We start from the raw sequence: 17,439 nt of genomic DNA, 5'->3' as shown, positions 1-17,439 counted from the left end.
GTCGAGGCCCCCGAAAGGGGCAAAACGTCCCGGTGCACCCCGCGTATACCCGCTGTACACCCCCTTGCAGATGCGGCTCTCGGTGACCGAAGCTAAAGAAGGATAAACGACCATGGCTGATATCATCGACGGCAAGGCCTTTGCGGCAGAGGTGCGGGGCCAAGTGGCGGCCCATGTGGCGCGCCTGAAATCCGACCACGGCATCACCCCCGGGCTGGCTGTGGTTCTGGTGGGCGAAGATCCCGCCTCGGAAGTGTATGTTGCGGCCAAGCACAAGCAGACCGTCGAGGTTGGCATGGCCAGTTTCGAGCATCGCCTGCCCACGGATGTGTCCGAGGCGGACCTATTCGCCCTGATCGACCAGTTGAACGCCGACCCCGCCGTGCACGGCATCCTGTGTCAGTTCCCCGTGCCGGATCATCTGAGCGAGCGGGCGGTCGTGGCGCGCATCGACCCGGCCAAGGACGTGGACGGCCTGAGCGTGACCAACGCAGGGCTGTTGGCCAGCGGCGAGACGGGCCTTGTGTCCTGCACCCCGCTGGGGTGCCTGATGTTGCTGCGCGACCGGCTGGGCGATCTGACGGGGCTGGAGGCTGTGGTGATCGGACGCTCCAACCTGTTTGGCAAGCCCATGGGGCAGCTGTTGTTGCAAGCCAATTGCACCGTCACCATCGCCCATTCGCGGACCAAGGATCTGGCCGCCGTGTGTCGCCGTGCCGATATCCTTGTGGCCGCCGTGGGTCGGGCGGAAATGGTGCAGGCCGATTGGGTCAAGCCCGGGGCCACGGTGATTGACGTGGGCATCACCCGCGCGCCCCACCCGGACAAGCCGGGCAAATCCAAGCTGTTGGGGGACGTGGCCTTTGGCCCGGTGTCACAGGTCGCCAGCGCGATCACGCCCGTGCCGGGTGGCGTGGGCCCCATGACCATCGCCTGTCTGCTGGCCAACACCTTGACCGCCACCTGCCGCGCCCATGGTCTGGCAGAGCCTGAGGGCCTGACCGCCTAGGCCACCCGCGCGTCTGAGCTGGGGAGGAGGTGCTGCCTTTTCCCCGTTCTCGCCCTGCTTCCGTCCTCTAACTTCCCTTTCGAAAACGCGCGCTCTCAGTCCTTGGGCGCGTTGTACGGGTATGGGAAAAGACATGACGCTTTGGCAACGATCTTGGCAACGGATGAACACGCCGCTGGCGCTTGTGACCACGTTCTGTGGCGCGGTCTTCATGGCGCTGGCCGGCCCGTTCGGCACCTTTGGCGCGGCCCCGATCTGGGTGTTGTTGGCGTTCTGGCTGTGGGTGGCCTTTGCCGCGCTGGCCCTGTCGAGCGTGGTGCACGAGGCGGTTGTGGGGCAGGGCCCCTTTTCGGTGCGGGTGGCAGCCTTGGCCGCGCTTGTGTTTTCGGTCCTGTTCACGCCGGTCCTACTGGGGATCACGGCCCTGTTTCTGGGCACGGGTCTGGGCGGCTGGGCATGGGCTGGGCAAAAGCTCTTCTGGGTGCTGAGTGTCACTGTACCGATCACGGTGATCTATCACGTCTACGCCGAGCAACCGAGCCGCGCCGCGGTCGCCGACACGCCTGTGCGGGCCGAGGACCCGGTGGCGCGGTTCCTGAAGGTGGTCGAGGCCCCGGGCGACCAATTGGCCTATCTGCGCGCCGACAACCACCATTTGGAAATCGTGACCGATGCGGGTGTGACGCGCGTACGCCGCAGGCTGGCCGATGCAGAGCGGGAGTTGGAGGGCGCGCCCGGCCTGCGTGTGCATCGGTCCTATTGGGTGTCCTATGACGCCATCGCCGCGCACCGGGCCGAGGGGCGGCGTCTGGTGCTGGACCTGTCGGACGGGCAGACCGTGACCGTAGGCACGACCTATCGCGCGGCGGTCGAGGCGGTGCTGGCCGCCTAGGCGGATTGTTTCGGGCTAGCCGTGGCGCGGGGCATGGGGATTTCCACCATGGGCGTGCCTGTCAGAATGGCGCTGGCCCGCTGGCCCATGACGCTGTCCAGTGCGGCATCGTCTGACCGCAGCCCGCCGGTGTAGGTGCCATAGGCGGGCAGGATCAGGCGGTTCTTGTCGCGCAGAAAGCACGGCCGGGACAGGGTGCGCCCCTGCACGGCCACGCGCGCCTTCGGGTGGTAGTGACCCGAGACTTCGCCTTTTGCACCCGGTTCCGCGATGTGGCGGAAGATCAGGGGTGGCTCGTAGAACGTCTCAAGGTGGGTGCCGCCGAATTCCAGCGGGGCCGGGTCATGATTGCCCGCGATCCAGACCCAACGCCGCCCGGCCATCAGCCGGTTCAGCCAGGCCTTGTGTTCGTCTGCCATGGCGGCGGCGGCGGCATTGTCGTCGAAGGTATCGCCCAAGCAGACCACCAGCCGCGCGCCAGTGGACATGATGTCTGCGTCCAGCCGGGTCAGGGTGTCGGTGACCTCGTAGGGCGGCAGCAGGGGGCCACCGCGCCGGGCCATGCGCTCGGACTTGCCAAGGTGCAGGTCCGAGACCACAAGGCAGGACCGTGCGTGCCAAAACAGCCCGCCCGAGGGCAGGGCCGTCAGCCGCGCATCTGCAAATTCAAAGTCAAAACCGTTCATGTCCACACCACACACTAGATAAGGGGATCATTGCAAGAGGTTGTGGACACCTCTGTGGATAACCGCCCATATTGTGTCGCTAGACCCGAATTGTGGCGCAAATGTGGCGATTACTTGTCCAAGGCGTCCAAACGGGCCTTCAGCGCCTCGTTTTCTTCGCGGGCCTTCTGGGCCATGGCGCGGACGGCGTCGAATTCCTCGCGGGTGACGAAGTCCCGGTCCGCCAGCCAGCGGTCCATCATGGATTTCATGGCCGTCTCGGCCTCTTCCTTGGCGCCTTGGGCCACGCCCATGGCGTTGGTCATCAGTTGGCCCAGATCGTCGAAGATTTTACCACGGGTTTGCATGGGGGTGCCCCTTTTCACGAAAGCGTTGTTGATCCTTATATGGGGGGTGGGGGCGCAGGTCTCAAGGTTGACTTCGCCGCAGGACCGTTCCACCCACATCCCCATGACCCTGTTTGCGATCCCGTTCCCCGATATCTCGCCCGAGATTTTCACCCTGTCCTTGGGCAGTTTCGCGTTTTCCCTGCGCTGGTATGCGCTGGCCTATATCGTGGGGCTGCTGTTTGCGTGGTGGTTGGCGCGCAGGTTGATCGAGATGCCACACCTGTGGCGGGGCGCGCCCCCATGGATCGCGCGGGCCTGGAGGATTTCATGACATGGGCCGTGGTGGGCGTGATCCTGGGCGGGCGGCTGGGGTTCGTCCTATTCTATCAACCGGCCTATTATGCCGCCAACCCGGTCGAGATCTTGCAGGTCTGGCAGGGCGGCATGGCGTTTCACGGCGGGATGCTGGGGGTTGCGGTGGCGGCACTGCTGTGGTGCTGGCGCAATTCGGCCCCCGCGCTGTCCCTGCTGGACCTTGCGTCGGTGGTGGCTTGCGTGGGGCTGGGGCTGGGACGTGTGGCAAACTTTATCAACGCCGAACTCTGGGGTCGTCCGACGGATGTGCCCTGGGGCGTGATCTTTCCCGGCGACTGGGCGCAGGCCTGTGCCTCCGCCGCCGCACCTTGCGTGCGTCACCCGTCGCAACTGTACCAAGCGGTGCTGGAGGGCGGGGTGCTGTTCGCCATCCTGCTGATCCTCGCCCTGCGGGGCGGGTTCAAACGCCCCGGCCTGATCGGCGGGGTGTTCATCGCGGGCTACGGCATCGCGCGGTGGGTGGTCGAGAACTTTCGCCAAGCGGACGCCCATTATATCACCGCCGAAAACCCGCTGGGGCACGTGGCCCTGTCCATGACCATGGGGCAACTGCTGTCGCTGCCGATGATCGCCGGGGGCATCGCAGTGATCCTGTGGGCGCGCCGGGTGCGGGGCGCGGCATGACCCTGCGCGATCTTCTGACCGCCCGCATCCGGGCCGAGGGGCCGATCCCGCTGTCCGCCTACATGGCCGATTGCCTGCTGCACCCGACCTATGGCTACTACACCACCCGCGATCCGCTGGGGGCTGCGGGGGATTTCACCACCGCCCCTGAGATCACCCAGATGTTCGGAGAGATGCTGGCCCTCGCCCTTGCACAGGCGTGGATGGACCAAGGCCAGCCCGCGCCCTTTGTCCTGGCAGAGCTTGGCCCCGGGCGCGGCACCCTGATGGCCGATGTCCTGCGCACGATCAAGGCGGTGCCCGCCATGGCCGCGGCCGCGCAGGTTGTGCTGGTTGAGGCGTCTGCTCCGCTCAGGGCCAAACAGGCCGAGGCGGTGCCCGGGGCCACTTGGGTGGACAGTGTCGCGGACCTGCCGGACGGGCCTTTGTTCCTGCTGGCCAATGAATTCTTTGACGCGCTGCCCGTGCGCCAGTTTCAGCGGGTGGACCAGACATGGGGCGAGGTGCACGTGGGTCTGGACGGCGAGACCCTGACCCTTGCCCTGCGCCCGGCCCCTGGCGCGCTGCCCGACCGGCTCCACGACACGCCGGACGGCGCGGTGGTCGAGGTGTGCCCGGCCTTGCCCGGCATCGTGGCGGAGATTGCACGGCCCATCGACACCCATGGTGGCGCGGCCATCCTGATCGACTATGGCGATTGGCGATCCATGGGGGACACAGTGCAGGCGGTCCGCGCCCACACGCCAGAGCCGATCCTTGCCAACCCCGGGCAGGCCGACCTGACCGCCCATGTGGATTTCGAGGCGATTGCCCGCGCCGCCCCGGGTCAGACCAGCCCGATGATCCCCCAAGGGGTGCTGTTGGAACGGCTGGGCATCACGGGGCGCGCGCAAACCCTCGCCGCTGCCATGCCGCCTGCGCAGCTGGATGCGCATATCGCCGCTCACCGCCGCTTGACCCACCCCGATGAAATGGGACACTTGTTCAAGGCCCTCGCCATCGGGCCGAAAGGGGGCCGTTCCCCCCGGGATTTGAGGACCTGCCATGACCCTGGAAATTTTGCGCGCAGATTTGCTGGACGGGGTGCAGCACGGGTTCTTCACCCGCAAGGGCGGCGCATCCTCGGGCGTCTATGCTGGGTTGAACTGTGGCCCCGGGTCCAAAGATCAGACCGATATCGTCGCGCTCAACCGCGCGCGGGTGGCCAAGGCCATGGGCACCGAGGGGTTGGCAGCGGTCCATCAGGTACACTCGGCGGATGTGATCACCGTGGACGGGCCCTGCGCGGCCAAGGACAAGGCGGACGGATTGGTCACGGCGACCCCCGGCGTCACCCTGTCGGTGCTGACCGCCGACTGCCAGCCTGTGCTGTTTGCCGACCCCGATGCGAATGTGGTGGGCGCGGCCCATGCCGGATGGAAGGGGGCGCTGGACGGGGTTCTGGGTGCCACGGTGGACGCCATGGTCGCCCTTGGGGCCAACCGCAGCGCCATTCGCGCCGCCATCGGCCCCTGCATCAGCCAGCGCGCCTACGAGGTCGGGCCGGAGTTTCTGGACCGCTTCATGGATGAGGACCCGAACTACGCGCGATTCTTTGCCAACGGGGTGGACGGGAAATACCAGTTCGATCTGGTGGGCTTTGGCCTGTTGCGCCTGCGGCAGGCGGGGGTGCAGGCGGAATGGACGGGCCATTGCACCTATTCGGATCCGGCGCGATTCTATTCCTACCGCCGCACCTGCCACGCCGGAGAGCCGGATTACGGCAGGCTGATCGCCACAATTCGCCTTTAGCGGCGCAAATGGGGCGCGAACTGTGGCGGGTTCGTGAATGGGGGCGGGCGGTCCTGGGGCATGGCCTGGTAACCTGCTGAAATTTCGTAAAATTAAAAAGAAGGGGCTGCACGGTAGACTCCCAACCTTTGTCATAGGTTCGCCCGATGGCACCGGCATTGTCATGGATAACGAAACAACGCCCGATGACGGAGGTGCCAGAATGGCCCGTAAACGCTGGATGCAAGAGATGATCAAATCGGCCAAATCCGAAAAGATCGAAATGCCATGGGAACGGGGGGCGCGCCGTGCCGCCATGATCGCCCGCCGCACAGACGCCTCGCCCAAGAAATCTGCCTGAACACGCCCCCGGGTTGACCCCGGTTGCGATGACCGCGATTGATGGCCTTGTTCCGAAACGAGGTGCCCCATGTCGCGGTTTTTCTTTGCCCTGTTGATCTGTCTGACCTGCGCACTGCCCGTGGCGGCCCAAGAGGCGCAGCCCTCGGGCACCATCGCGGTGGAACAGGACGTGGCCGCAGATGGCCGCATCCGCGACCGGATCCGCGACATCATGCTGGAGTTGGAGGGCTACGCCGATGTGCGCGTGGCCGTGTCCGAGGGGATCGTGACCTTTACGGGCGAGGCGCTGGACGCCGAGGCCATTGCCCGCCTTGACGCTCTGGCCGCCCGGGTGGACGGGGTCGTGGCAATTCAGAACGACGTGGTGGAAACCACCGATGTCGTCCGCCGTCTGGACCCGGTGATTGACCGCTTTGCCGACCGGGCGCAGCAGGCGCTGGCCTTCACGCCGCTGCTGCTGGTGGCGCTGATCGCGGGCATGCTGGTCATGCTGCTGGGGCTGTTCGTAGCGCGGCGACAGGTCTGGACCCGCATTGCACCCAATATGTTCATCGCAGACATCTACCGGATGCTGGTGCGGCTGGCCTTTGTGGTTGCGGGCGTTGTGGTGGGGCTGGATATCCTCGGCGCCACCGCGCTTTTGGGCACGCTGCTGGGGGCCGCTGGTATCGTCGGCCTGGCCGTAGGTTTTGCGGTGCGGGACACCGTGGAAAACTTCATCGCGTCGATCATGCTGTCTTTGCGCCGGCCTTTTCGGCCCAATGACTTCATCGAGATTGGCGGCGACATGGGCAGCGTGATCCGCCTGACCAGCCGCGCCACGGTCCTGCTCGACCCCTCGGGCAACCACATCCGCATCCCCAACGCGACCGTCTTCAAGTCGCGCATCGTGAACTACACCCGCAACGACGAGCGGCGTTTTGACTTCGATCTGGGGATCGACCCGGCAGCCGATCTGGCACAGGTGCGCGACATTGGCCTGCGGGTTCTCGCCGACCTTCCTTACGTGCTGGACACGCCGCAGCCGGGGGTCTGGATTCAAGACGCGGGCGACAGCACGATCACGGTCAAATTTCTTGGCTGGATCAACCAGCGCGACACGTCTTTCATGATTGCGCGCGGGGATGCCCTGCGTCTGGTGATGGCCGCCCTGTCTGACGCGGGGATCGAGATGCCGGAGCCGACCTATCGCCTAAATACGGTCCTGCCCTTGGCACAAGACGCAGGCGAGACAACACCCGCGCCCAAAGCCCAACCCAAAGCGGCCCCCGCCGCGGCCCCCGTGGACGTTACACCGGATACCGCGCTGGACGATCTGGTGGAGGAGGAGCGTCAGGAACTGGCCGAGTCTGACCTGTTGGCCACGGACGCCCCCGAGGAATAATCAGCGCAGCACCAGTCGCGGGGCCGGGCCGATGGGCACGGGCCCCAGACGGATGAACCCATCGCGCAAGGACAGGGGCGCGTCCAGCGTATCGGGCCGACCGCTCGCCCCGGCCAGCGCCTCCAGCCCTGCCATCACAAAGGGGCCAAGGGTTTCGGGCAGGGTGCCGTTGGCTTGCAACACGGTGATGATTTCGCGCCAGTTGACGGCCTTCAGCGTTAGGCCCCCGTCCGGCACGCCCTCCCCGTCCACAGTGAATTCGCCCGCCACGCGCAGTTCCAGCCCGCCCCAGGCGGCGTGCACGTCGCGCAAGATCACGCGCGTCGGCTGCGGGCGGCGGCGTTCCAATGCGTCCAGATCCCATGGCGCATCGAAGGTGACTTGCGCATCCACCGTGGCGTTGTCGATCACCGCAGGCAGCAGGCCCGTGGGATCAAACCCGCGTCGCATGTCCTCGGTGGGGGCAAAGCCCGCCGCATCCAGCCGGATATCATAGGCCAACTCTGCCGCCGGAGTGCTGAGCAGGGTGCCGCTGTCCAAGGACATGATCCAGCCGTCGGTGGAGGTCACAGCAAGGCTGTCAATCGTCACCGCCGTCTCGCGCAGGGTCAGCTTGGGGCTGGGGGCCACGGACATGCGCGCCGATAGCCCCGCGTTCAGCACCCGTAACCGTTGCAGGGGCGAGGCGACGGAGAATTCTGCCGGGAACTGCGCGGTGATATCCGTGGGGGCATGGGCCGCCGACAACAGCGCGAACCGGGGCGCGGTGAAGGCCACGCCGGTGGCAGGATCCGCGACCTCCAGCCCCGTGATCACAGTGTCGAACCGGGTGGGAAAGCCGCCCGTGGACAGGGCGTCATAGTTCACCGCCCATCCCTCGGCCCGCCGATCGTCCAGCCAGCGGGTCAGGGCGGTTTCGGTCACCGTTGTGCCCACGCCCCACCACGCCAGCCAGCCCACCACGGCCACTGCCACCAATCCCACAAACCACCGCATCGCCAAGCCCCCTTCAACTTCCACCCACCTGCCGCTAAACCCGCCCCAAACGCAAGGAGCATGCAATGTGGACACCGGGAAACCCGCTGTGGGTCTTTGGCTACGGATCGTTGATCTGGAACCCGGGGTTCGAGGTGGCCGAACAGGCGATTGCGGACTTGCCGGGCTTTCACCGATCCTTTTGCATGTGGTCCATTCATCACCGCGGCACCGAGGATGACCCGGGGCTGGTGCTTGCCCTTGACGCGGGCCAAGGCGCGCGGTGCCAAGGGGTGGCTTTTCGTGCCACGGACCCCGCCCCGACGCTGGCCGCGCTGCGCGAGCGAGAGCTGATCTCCTCGGCCTACCTGGAGGAGTGGCACGACGTGACCCTTGCAGATGGGCGTGTGGTGCAGGCCGTGTGCTACGTCATTGACCGGACCCACGTGCAATACTGCCAGTTGGATCTGGAACATCAGGCCCAGGTCATTGCCCGCGCCGTGGGCGGACGGGGGCCGAACACGGAATACCTGTTCAACACCGCAGACCACATCGCGCAACTGGGCCTGCCCGACCCGGACATGGATTGGCTGGCCCGGCGGGTCCGCCAGATCACCGCCGATTAACCCCATTGGCAGCGCGCGCCTGCCCCGTTAGTGTTTCCAAAACCGCAACAAAAAGGGGCCGGGCATGGCAGCCCAAGACCTAGAGGCACGCACGCAGTTTTCCCAACCGATCCGCCAGCTGGTCTATATGACTGCCGTTTTGGTGGCCGTGGGGGCGGGGGTCTATGTGGCCTATCCGCAGTTGGCCCCGGTGTTTTCGGCGAACCCTTGGTTGAATGGGCTGATTATCGGCGTGTTCTTCATGGGCGTGATCGCGTGCTACGTGCAGGTGTTCCAGCTGTTCTCGTCGGTGTCGTGGATCGAGGGGTTCGCGCGCCAGCGGTTGGGCCATGACATCACCAAGGCGCCCGGCTTGCTGGCGCCTTTGGCGGGGTTGATGCGGCAAAACTCTGCCCGGTTGCAGATCAACACGACCTCGTCGCGCTCCATCCTCGATTCCGTGGGCATGCGGATGGAAGAGGCGCGGGACATCACCCGTTTCATCGTCAACACCCTGATCTTTCTGGGGCTTTTGGGTACCTTCTACGGGCTGGCCACCACGGTGCCCGCAGTTGTGGACACGATCCGATCTCTGAACCCGTCCGAGGACGAGGCGGGTGTGGCCGTCTTTTCGCGCTTGATCGGCGGGCTGGAGGATCAGTTGGCGGGCATGGGCACAGCCTTTGCATCGTCTCTGCTGGGCCTTGCGGGATCGCTGGTCGTGGGCCTGTTGGAGTTGTTCGCGGGGCACGGTCAGAACCGCTTTTACCGCGAGATGGAGGAATGGCTGTCCACCATCACGCGCGTCGGCCTTGTCAGCGGCGACGGCGAAGAGGCGATTGACCAGTATTCCCTTGCGGCCGTGCTGGATCACATGAACTTCCAGATGGAAAAGCTGCAAGAGATGTTCCAAGCCTCCGAGGCCAGTCGCATGGCCACGGACCAGCGCCTGCAAGACTTGTCGGGCGCGGTGCAGACCATGTCCGCCGAGGTCGCCAGCGGCGGGGCCACGGCAGCCGCCCTCGAGCGGGTGGCCGAGGGGCAGGGCCAGATCGTGCAGGTCTTGCAAAACACCGGCGGGGGCGAGGGCGGCATGGACGCCGAAAGCCGCATGCGCATTCGGTCTATCGACGTGCAACTTCTCAAGATTTTCGAGGAAATGGCCACGGGTCGTCAAACCGCCATGGACGATCTGCGCGGCGATATCACCGCCCTGACCCGGGCGATCCGACAGTTGAACCGCATGGCGGCCGCGACCCAAGACCCGCGACCCAAGGACGGGTCCTAGGCCATGGCCTTTTCCCGGCGCAACGGTTCGCGGTTCACGGCCAACGTCTGGCCGGGCTTCGTCGATGCGATGACGGCCCTGTTGCTGGTGCTGATGTTCGTGTTGTCGATCTTCATGATCGTTCAGTTTATCCTGTCCGAAACGATTTCTGACCAAGACGACGAGCTGTCGGCCCTCGGGGTGCAGGTTGCATCACTTGCACAGGCCCTCGGGCTGGAACAGCAGCGCGCGTTCGAGCTGGAGGAAAACCTTGCCGCCGCCGCGCAGCAAGCGGAAACACAGGCGGCGCTGATTGCCTCGCTTCAGGGCCAACGGGCGGATTTGCAGGCCCGGGTGGCCAGTTTCGAAGAACAGGTTGCGGGCCTTCTGTCCGAACGTGACACCCTGCGCAGCGATCTGGGCACCGCGCAGGCAGAGATCGAGCGTGTGATTGACGAGCGTGAGGCGTTGCAACTGGCCCTTGCCTCGGCCCGGACCGAAATCGATGCGACAGCCGAGGCAGCGCGCCTTGCCGCCGCACAGCGCGAGGCATTGGAGGCGCTGCAAGCCGACCTGCAAGCACAATTGGCCGCAGAGCAGGCCAGCCTGGCCCAAACCCTTGCGGCGCTGGACGCTCGGTCAGCGGAGGCAGAGGCCTTGACCGGCCAGTTGGAACAAACCACCGAAGCGCTGTCGGAGACAGAGGCCGCCCGTCTGGCCGAAGCGGCCGCCGCCGCTGCGCTGCGCGAACGGTTGGCCAACATCGAAACCGACCTGTCCGCCGAGGAAAGCGCGCGACTGGCCGAGGCAGCTGCGGCCCAAGCCCTGCGCGCGCGTCTGGAAAATGCAGAAGCCGAGCTGACGGCCATGGCCCTGGCCTTGGAAGAAGAACGTCAGCGGGCCGAGGACACTCTGACCCTGCTGGCCGCCGCCGAAACAGCAGGCGAGGAACTGACCGCACGACTGGCCTTGGCCTTAGCCAATGCGGAGGCCGCCGAACAGGCGGCCGGGTCCGAGGCCAGCCGCGCCGCAGACGCTGAGGCGGCCTTGGCCCAAGCGCTCGCCGCGCTGTCAGATGCCCAATCCCAAGCCGCCGAAAACGCCGGTGCCCGCGCGACGCTAGAGGCGGAGTTGGCCGCTGCCCGCGCCGCACTGGCCGCGGCGGGCGAGGGGCAGCAGGCGGGCGAGGCCCTGCGCCGGGAGTTGGAAGCGCGCCTTGCCGCCGCCCTAGACCGGGTGGCCCAGCAAGAGGCGTCGGCGCAGGCGCTGCAAAACCAGCTGGCCCAAGCCTTGGCCGCGCGCCTTGCGGCCCAGCAAGACAGCGATGCCGCCCTGTCCGAGGCGGAGCGTCAGGCCCTGTTGTTGTCCCAGGCCCGTGATGCGCTGGCCGAGGCGGAAACGGATGTGGCCGCCGCCCAGCGGGAAACGGCCCTGTTGAACCAGCAAGTGCGCGAATTGCGGGCACAGTTGGGGTCGCTGCAGGCCATCCTCGACAGCGCCCGCGCGCGGGATGCAGAGGCACAGGTGCAGTTGGATGTTCTGGGATCCCAGCTGAACGCCGCGCTGGCACAAGTGGCAGACGAACAGCGCCAACGGGCCGAGTTGGAAGAAGAAAAGCGCCTGCGTCTGGAGGAGGAAGCGCAGGAGTTGGAGCGCTATCGGTCGGAGTTCTTTGGCCGTGTGCGTGACCTGCTGGAGGGGCAGGAGGGCGTGCGCATCGTCGGCGACCGGTTCGTCTTCAGCTCCGAGGTTTTGTTTGCACCGGGACAAGCGGATTTGTCGGACGCGGGGCAGGCGGAAATCGCCAAGATCGCCCAAATCTTGCGCGACATCGGGGATGACATCCCGGCCGAGATCAACTGGGTTCTGCAAGTGGACGGGCACACGGACAACGTACCTCTGTCCGGGCGCGGGGCCTTTGCCAACAACTGGGAGTTGAGCCAAGCCCGTGCGCTGTCGGTGGTTCTTTACATGGTGAACTTCCTCGGCCTGCCGCCGGAGCGGTTGTCGGCCAATGGCTTTGGCCAGTATCAGCCGCTGAACCCTGCGGACACCCCCGAAGCGCGGGCGCAAAACCGGCGCATCGAGTTAAAGTTCACGGAAAAATAGGGGCGGTGGGACAAGTCCCACCCTACTGCACGGCGATGGTGGTTTGCATTGCGTCAATGACCTGACCACCGCGCTGCAATGTGACCTCTGCGGTGTAGTCGCCGCCGCGCCAGCTGTCCGCGCGCAACCGGCGACCGATGGCGCGGAAAGCCTCTGCCTGGGTGCGGTCCAGCGCGATGTCTTGGGCAATGACCTCTTGCCCCGTGGGACCCGTGATCGTGATTGACAGGGTGTCGCCTGCGCGCGTGCCAAAGACGTAGCCCCAAGCGACCAATGCGTCTGCATCCCGGGGCAGGGCGGCGGCGTCTGCGCTGCCTGCCTTGATCTGCGCAAATTCGGGGACGCGGTCAAGGAAGCCCACGTGCAAGATTGCGCCGGGCGTGTAGGGGATGGGATCGGACCAAAGGCTGTCTTGCACGGCATCGGTGATGGGGCCGGTGTCAAAGGGATCCATGACCTGTCCATCCTTGCGGACGATGAATTCGAGGTGCGGGAATTCGGTGAATCCGCTGAGGCCAAGGTCGCCAAGGTGCGCGCCGGTGGGCACGGCCTGACCTGCGGCGACCGTGATGGAGCCGTTGCGCAAATGGCAATACTGGGTCTGCCAGCCGTTCGCGTGGTCGATCACGACCCCGTTGCCGCAGCCGCGCCCGGCCAGCGCCGCCCGGCGTTCGGGGGTCAGAAAAGCATCGTCCTCGCCGTCGCGGATCGCGCGCACGACCCCGGGGGCGGCCGCCAGAACCGGCGTGCCCATGTCGCCGAGATCTGCCACGCGGATATCCGTGCCGGTGTGGGTGTCGTAGGACAGGGGTCCGCCGGTGAAATCCAGCGCTCCGGGGCCCGGATCGCGGTCGACGAATTGTTGGATGTGGCAGGTCTGGCCAAGATCGCACGCAATCGGCCAGTCCAACGTAATATCCGCCGCCGAGGCTGCCCCGGCGGCGGATAAAAAAGTGATGCAAAGCGCGTGGCGCATTACTCGGCGGTCAACAGCGGTGGCTTTTTCTTGGAGCTTATCTTGGCATTCTCGGGTTCCGAGACGCGCAAGTCCAACTCGCCGTTCTTGACGCCGACCTGCACCAGACCACCTTTGGCCAGCTTGCCGAACAACAGTTCCTCGGCCAGCGGCTTCTTGATGTGTTCTTGGATTACGCGGGCCAAGGGACGGGCGCCCATCTTGTCGTCGTAGCCTTTGTCGGCGATCCATTCGGCGGCGGCCTTGGTCAACTCGATCGACACGCTGCGGTCCATCAGCTGCGCTTCCAGCTGCAGGACGAACTTTTCGACCACTTGCAGTATCGTGTCCTTGGGCAGCGGCTTGAACGAGATCACGGCGTCCAGACGGTTGCGGAACTCGGGCGTGAAGGTCCGCTCGATCGCGGCGGTATCCTCGCCCTCGCGCCGGTCGCGGCCAAAGCCAATGGCCTCTTTCGCCTGTTCGGAGGCCCCTGCGTTGGAGGTCATGATCAGGATCACGTTACGGAAATCCGTGGTCCGCCCGTTGTGGTCGGTCAGTTTCCCGTGGTCCATGACCTGCAACAGGATGTTGTAGACATCCGGGTGCGCCTTTTCCATTTCGTCCAGCAGCAGCACGCAGTGGGGGTTCTGGTCCACACCATCGGTCAACTGGCCGCCTTGATCAAAGCCGACGTAGCCCGGAGGGGCACCGATCAGGCGCGAGATCGCGTGTTTCTCCATGTACTCCGACATGTCGAACCGCAGCATCTCGACCCCCAAAGTGTCGGCCAATTGCTTGGCCACCTCGGTTTTGCCGACGCCGGTGGGGCCTGCAAAAAGGTAGTTGCCGATGGGCTTTTCCGGTTCGCGCAGACCCGCGCGGGCCAGTTTGATGGCGGAGGCCAGCGCCTCGATTGCGGGATCCTGACCGAAGACGACCCGTTTCAGGCTGGCTTCGAGATCGCGCAGCACCTCTTGGTCGTCCTTAGAAACGGACTTGGGCGGGATGCGGGCGATATTGGCGACGACGGCCTCGATCTCTTTGGTGCCGATGGTTTTGCGCCGTTTGGATTCCACGACCAGCGCCTGCGCGGCGCCGGCCTCGTCGATGACGTCGATGGCCTTGTCGGGCAACTTGCGGTCGTTGATGTAGCGCGCAGACAGCTCCACGGCGGTTTTGATCGCGTCCGAGGTGTATTTGATCGAGTGGTGATCCTCGAAATAAGGCTTCAACCCTTTCAGGATTTTCACGGCATCTTCGACAGACGGCTCGTTCACGTCGATCTTCTGGAAACGACGGGACAGGGCGCGGTCTTTTTCGAAGTGCTGGCGGAATTCCTTGTAGGTGGTGGAGCCCATGCAGCGCAGTTTGCCGCCCTGCAACGCAGGTTTCAGCAGGTTGGAGGCATCCATGGCCCCGCCAGACGTGGCCCCTGCGCCGATCACCGTATGAATCTCGTCGATGAACAGGACCGCGTCCTTGTGATCCTCCATCTCGGTCATCACGGCCTTCAGCCGTTCTTCGAAATCCCCGCGATAGCGGGTGCCGGCCAGCAGCGCGCCCATATCCAGAGAATAGATGGTGGTTTCCGCCAGAACGGCAGGCGTTTCGCCCGCGACGATCTTGTGCGCCAGTCCTTCGGCGATGGCGGTTTTGCCCACGCCCGGATCGCCCACCAACAGCGGGTTGTTCTTGCGACGGCGGCACAGCACCTGGATGCAGCGTTCCACCTCGTGGTCGCGTCCGATTAGGGGGTCGACATCGCCCTCCCGGGATTTCTTGTTCAGGTCCACGCAGTACTTTGCCAGCGCGCTTTCCTTGTTCTCGGACGGGTTCGGGCCGTTGGACATGTCGTTGTCGTCGGACTGATCCTGTTCGAAATCGGAGGCGCCCTGCACGGGCCGCGCCTCGCCAAAGTTCGGATCCTTTGCCACGCCATGGGCGATGAAGTTCACGGCGTCGTAGCGGGTCATGTCCTGTTCTTGCAGGAAGTAGGCCGCGTTGCTTTCGCGCTCTGCAAAGATGGCGACCAGCACATTTGCGCCGGTCACTTCGGTCCGGCCCGACGATTGCACATGGATCGCGGCGCGCTGGATCACGCGCTGAAAGGCGGCGGTCGGCACGGCCTCGGACCCTTCGACATCGGTGATCAGGGTCGAAAGCTCTTCTTCAATGAATTCGTCCAGAGTCTGACGCAATTCGTCCAGTTCAACGCCGCAGGCCTGCATGACCTTGACAGCGTCCGGTTCGTCCAGCAGCGCCAGCAGCAGGTGTTCAAGGGTTGCCAATTCGTGGCGGCGCGCGTTGGCTTGCGCCAATGCGGCGTGGATGGCTTGTTCAAGGGTGTTGGAGAAAGACGGCATGTCTAACGCTCCTTTCATGATTGGCAGGCCTTCGGAGGGCTGGCCTGACTGTGGCCCCTTACAGTTAAGTTTTGGTTTTCATTCGCCCGGCTTCAAGGACTTTCTCGGTTTCGTGACTGTATTTCCGCCTTTTTGCCAAATCAGCGAGATAATCGGTCGCAGCGCCTAGAATGTGTCCTTTGCCTTGCGCACGGCGGCGAACACCTCTGCGTCCGAGGCGTCGGGCAAATTCACGGCGTGTTTCAGGCTGGGCAGATGGACGCGCAAGTAGGGGTTGGTCGCCCGTTCCAGTGCCAGTGTAGAGGGGACGGTGGGTTGTCCCGGTTTGATGGCTTCGATCCGAGAGATAAGGTCTGGATTGTCCGGTTCAAGGGTCCGGGCAAAGCGTCCGTTGGCGGCGGTATACTCGTGCCCCGAACAGATCAGCGTATCATCGGGCAGGGTTGCGAATTGGGACAGGCTGGCGTGCATCTGTTCAGGCGTGCCTTCGAACAGCCGTCCGCAGCCAAGGGCCATCAGGCTGTCACCCGTGAACGCATAACCATCGGTGACAAAGGCGATGTGGCCCACGGTGTGGCCCGACACGTCCCAGATATGGAAATCCTGACCCAGCACGGAGATCGTGTCGCCCGGGGACACGGCATGGTCGAGGGCGGGCAGGCGGTGGGCATCGGCCTTGGCCCCGATGATGCTTGCATCGTGGGTCAGGTCCGCCAGCCCGTCCACATGGTCCCAGTGGTGGTGGGTCAGCAGGATCGTGGTTAGGGTCCAGCCCTGGGCATCAAGGGCGGCTTGGATCGGCGCGGCCTCGGGGACATCGACCACCGCCGCTTCGCCGGTGTCGGGGTTGCCAATGAGGAAGGTATAGTTGTCCTCGAGGCAGGGGAGGGTCAGAACGCGTAAGGCCATAGGCATCTCCTTGCTTGTTGGCTAGACTGGCATGACCAGCGGCGAAGGCAAGGGGGCCTTATGCATCTAGATGTGCTTGACCTGCGACAGTTCTATTATCGGACCCGCCTGGGTCGCGCGGCGCAAAAGGTGGTGCGGGACCGGGTGGTGGAGCTTTGGCCTAAAGCCAAGGGCGAAACGGTTGTGGGCTTTGGCTTTGCGGTGCCATTGTTGCGACCCTATCTGGCCGATGCGCGCCGGGTCATCGGCCTGATGCCCGGCCAGCAAGGGGTGATGCCGTGGCCCGCCGGCATGCAGAACGTGTCGGTCCTGTGCGAAGAAACCCACTGGCCCCTACAGACAGAGACGGCGGACCGCGTGGTGGTCATGCACGGACTGGAGACATCAGAGCAGCCCTTGGCCCTGCTGGACGAGGTGTACCGCGTGCTGTCCCCACGGGGACGCGCCCTGTTCATCGTGCCCAACCGGTCGGGCCTGTGGGCCCGGCGCGACGCGACGCCCTTTGGGTTTGGGCGGCCCTACACCCTGGGCCAGTTGGAGACGCAGTTGAAATCCGTGGGCCTGCTGCCCGAACGCCATGGCACGGCCCTCTACGCCCCGCCGCGGACCTCGAACTTTTGGCTGCGGTCCGCCGACTGGATCGAGAGGGTCGGCGCCAGGGTGCCCTTTGTGGCCGCCGGCGGTGTGATTTTCGTCGAAGTGTCCAAGCAGATCCCGGCCCCCATGCGCCCGGGTCTGGCCGAACGCATCCGCCGCCCCCTGCGCGTGTTGGAACCTGCCATGCCGGGGGTAAAGCCTGTGGGCCGCAAGATGTGACCGGG

At 65.1% G+C, this 17,439-nt stretch carries 15 protein-coding genes and 2 pseudogenes; 11 read left to right on the top strand and 6 right to left on the bottom strand.

Translation table 11 applies throughout. The annotated features are described in order from the left end of the window. The first annotated feature begins 112 nt into the window (after window positions 1-112). Both folD and ACZ1G0_RS13200 read left to right on the top strand, forming a co-directional pair. Window positions 113-1,009, top strand: coding sequence for a bifunctional methylenetetrahydrofolate dehydrogenase/methenyltetrahydrofolate cyclohydrolase FolD (gene folD, locus ACZ1G0_RS13205; RefSeq protein ID WP_472737359.1), 897 nt, complete (start codon window positions 113-115; stop codon window positions 1,007-1,009). Between the two features lie 133 nt (window positions 1,010-1,142). Beyond that, on the top strand, window positions 1,143-1,901 hold the full coding sequence (locus tag ACZ1G0_RS13200; protein ID WP_472737358.1) for a LytTR family DNA-binding domain-containing protein: 759 nt from the start codon (window positions 1,143-1,145) through the stop codon (window positions 1,899-1,901). On the opposite strand, the gene pdeM is transcribed toward ACZ1G0_RS13200, so the two are convergent. Both pdeM and ACZ1G0_RS13190 read right to left on the bottom strand, forming a co-directional pair. After that, window positions 1,898-2,587, bottom strand: a complete 690-nt coding sequence (gene pdeM, locus ACZ1G0_RS13195) for a ligase-associated DNA damage response endonuclease PdeM (RefSeq protein ID WP_472737357.1) — start codon at window positions 2,585-2,587, stop codon at window positions 1,898-1,900. The two genes, ACZ1G0_RS13200 and pdeM, sit on opposite strands and share 4 nt — an antisense overlap. Before the next feature lie 110 nt (window positions 2,588-2,697). Beyond that, entirely contained in the window at window positions 2,698-2,934 is a 237-nt protein-coding gene (locus ACZ1G0_RS13190) for an accessory factor UbiK family protein (RefSeq protein ID WP_472737356.1), read from the bottom strand. Between the two features lie 103 nt (window positions 2,935-3,037). Here ACZ1G0_RS13190 and lgt point away from each other — a divergent pair. The 5 genes and pseudogenes from lgt (at window position 3,038) to ACZ1G0_RS13165 (ending at window position 7,432) form a co-directional block, all read left to right on the top strand. Beyond that, window positions 3,038-3,915 (top strand): annotated as a pseudogene (lgt, locus tag ACZ1G0_RS13185) (prolipoprotein diacylglyceryl transferase). Next, a pseudogene (locus ACZ1G0_RS13180) lies at window positions 3,912-4,679 on the top strand (class I SAM-dependent methyltransferase); the annotation flags it as partial. The pseudogenes lgt and ACZ1G0_RS13180, both read left to right, overlap by 4 nt. A gap of 280 nt (window positions 4,680-4,959) precedes the next feature. Beyond that, a complete protein-coding gene (pgeF, locus tag ACZ1G0_RS13175; RefSeq protein ID WP_472737355.1) occupies window positions 4,960-5,706 on the top strand; it encodes a peptidoglycan editing factor PgeF in 747 nt (248 codons plus the stop codon). A 163-nt stretch (window positions 5,707-5,869) separates the two neighbouring features. Then, on the top strand, window positions 5,870-6,046 hold the full coding sequence (locus tag ACZ1G0_RS13170) for a hypothetical protein (RefSeq protein WP_472737354.1): 177 nt from the start codon (window positions 5,870-5,872) through the stop codon (window positions 6,044-6,046). Between the two features lie 69 nt (window positions 6,047-6,115). Beyond that, window positions 6,116-7,432, top strand: coding sequence for a mechanosensitive ion channel domain-containing protein (locus ACZ1G0_RS13165; RefSeq protein WP_472737353.1), 1,317 nt, complete (start codon window positions 6,116-6,118; stop codon window positions 7,430-7,432). Here the strand turns inward: ACZ1G0_RS13165 and ACZ1G0_RS13160 are convergent, their stop codons facing one another. Next, on the bottom strand, window positions 7,433-8,428 hold the full coding sequence (locus ACZ1G0_RS13160) for a DUF2125 domain-containing protein (protein WP_472737352.1): 996 nt from the start codon (window positions 8,426-8,428) through the stop codon (window positions 7,433-7,435). It lies immediately after the preceding gene. A gap of 65 nt (window positions 8,429-8,493) precedes the next feature. On the opposite strand from ACZ1G0_RS13160, the gene ACZ1G0_RS13155 reads away from it, so the two are divergent. The 3 genes from ACZ1G0_RS13155 to ACZ1G0_RS13145 all read left to right on the top strand — a co-directional run bounded on the left by ACZ1G0_RS13155 (window position 8,494) and on the right by ACZ1G0_RS13145 (window position 12,388). Then, complete coding sequence (locus ACZ1G0_RS13155) at window positions 8,494-9,033, top strand: gamma-glutamylcyclotransferase (RefSeq protein WP_472737351.1); 540 nt, start codon at window positions 8,494-8,496, stop codon at window positions 9,031-9,033. A 64-nt stretch (window positions 9,034-9,097) separates the two neighbouring features. Continuing rightward, on the top strand, window positions 9,098-10,300 hold the full coding sequence (locus tag ACZ1G0_RS13150; RefSeq protein ID WP_472737350.1) for a biopolymer transporter ExbB: 1,203 nt from the start codon (window positions 9,098-9,100) through the stop codon (window positions 10,298-10,300). 3 nt (window positions 10,301-10,303) lie between these two features. Continuing rightward, on the top strand, window positions 10,304-12,388 hold the full coding sequence (locus ACZ1G0_RS13145; protein WP_472737349.1) for a peptidoglycan -binding protein: 2,085 nt from the start codon (window positions 10,304-10,306) through the stop codon (window positions 12,386-12,388). 22 nt (window positions 12,389-12,410) lie between these two features. Here ACZ1G0_RS13145 and ACZ1G0_RS13140 read toward each other — a convergent pair whose 3' ends face one another. The 3 genes from ACZ1G0_RS13140 to gloB all read right to left on the bottom strand — a co-directional run bounded on the left by ACZ1G0_RS13140 (window position 12,411) and on the right by gloB (window position 16,618). After that, window positions 12,411-13,364: a M23 family metallopeptidase gene (locus tag ACZ1G0_RS13140; protein ID WP_472737348.1), complete on the bottom strand. Its 954-nt coding sequence runs from the start codon at window positions 13,362-13,364 to the stop codon at window positions 12,411-12,413. Next, a complete protein-coding gene (gene clpA / locus ACZ1G0_RS13135) occupies window positions 13,364-15,709 on the bottom strand; it encodes an ATP-dependent Clp protease ATP-binding subunit ClpA (RefSeq protein WP_472737347.1) in 2,346 nt (781 codons plus the stop codon). Before clpA ends, ACZ1G0_RS13140 begins: the two co-directional genes overlap by 1 nt. 165 nt (window positions 15,710-15,874) lie before the next feature. Continuing rightward, window positions 15,875-16,618 (bottom strand): hydroxyacylglutathione hydrolase, encoded by a 744-nt coding sequence (gene gloB / locus ACZ1G0_RS13130; RefSeq protein ID WP_472737346.1) that lies wholly within the window; start codon window positions 16,616-16,618, stop codon window positions 15,875-15,877. 60 nt (window positions 16,619-16,678) lie between these two features. On the opposite strand from gloB, the gene ACZ1G0_RS13125 reads away from it, so the two are divergent. Then, the gene (locus tag ACZ1G0_RS13125; RefSeq protein ID WP_472737345.1) at window positions 16,679-17,434 is read left to right on the top strand and encodes a class I SAM-dependent methyltransferase; all 756 of its coding nucleotides are present in this window, start codon (window positions 16,679-16,681) and stop codon (window positions 17,432-17,434) included. Window positions 17,435-17,439 lie beyond the last annotated feature (5 nt).

The sequence above is a fragment of the Thalassobacter sp. HA4-2 genome, from assembly GCF_055693705.1.
This window is presented reverse-complemented; position numbering and strand designations above follow the sequence as displayed.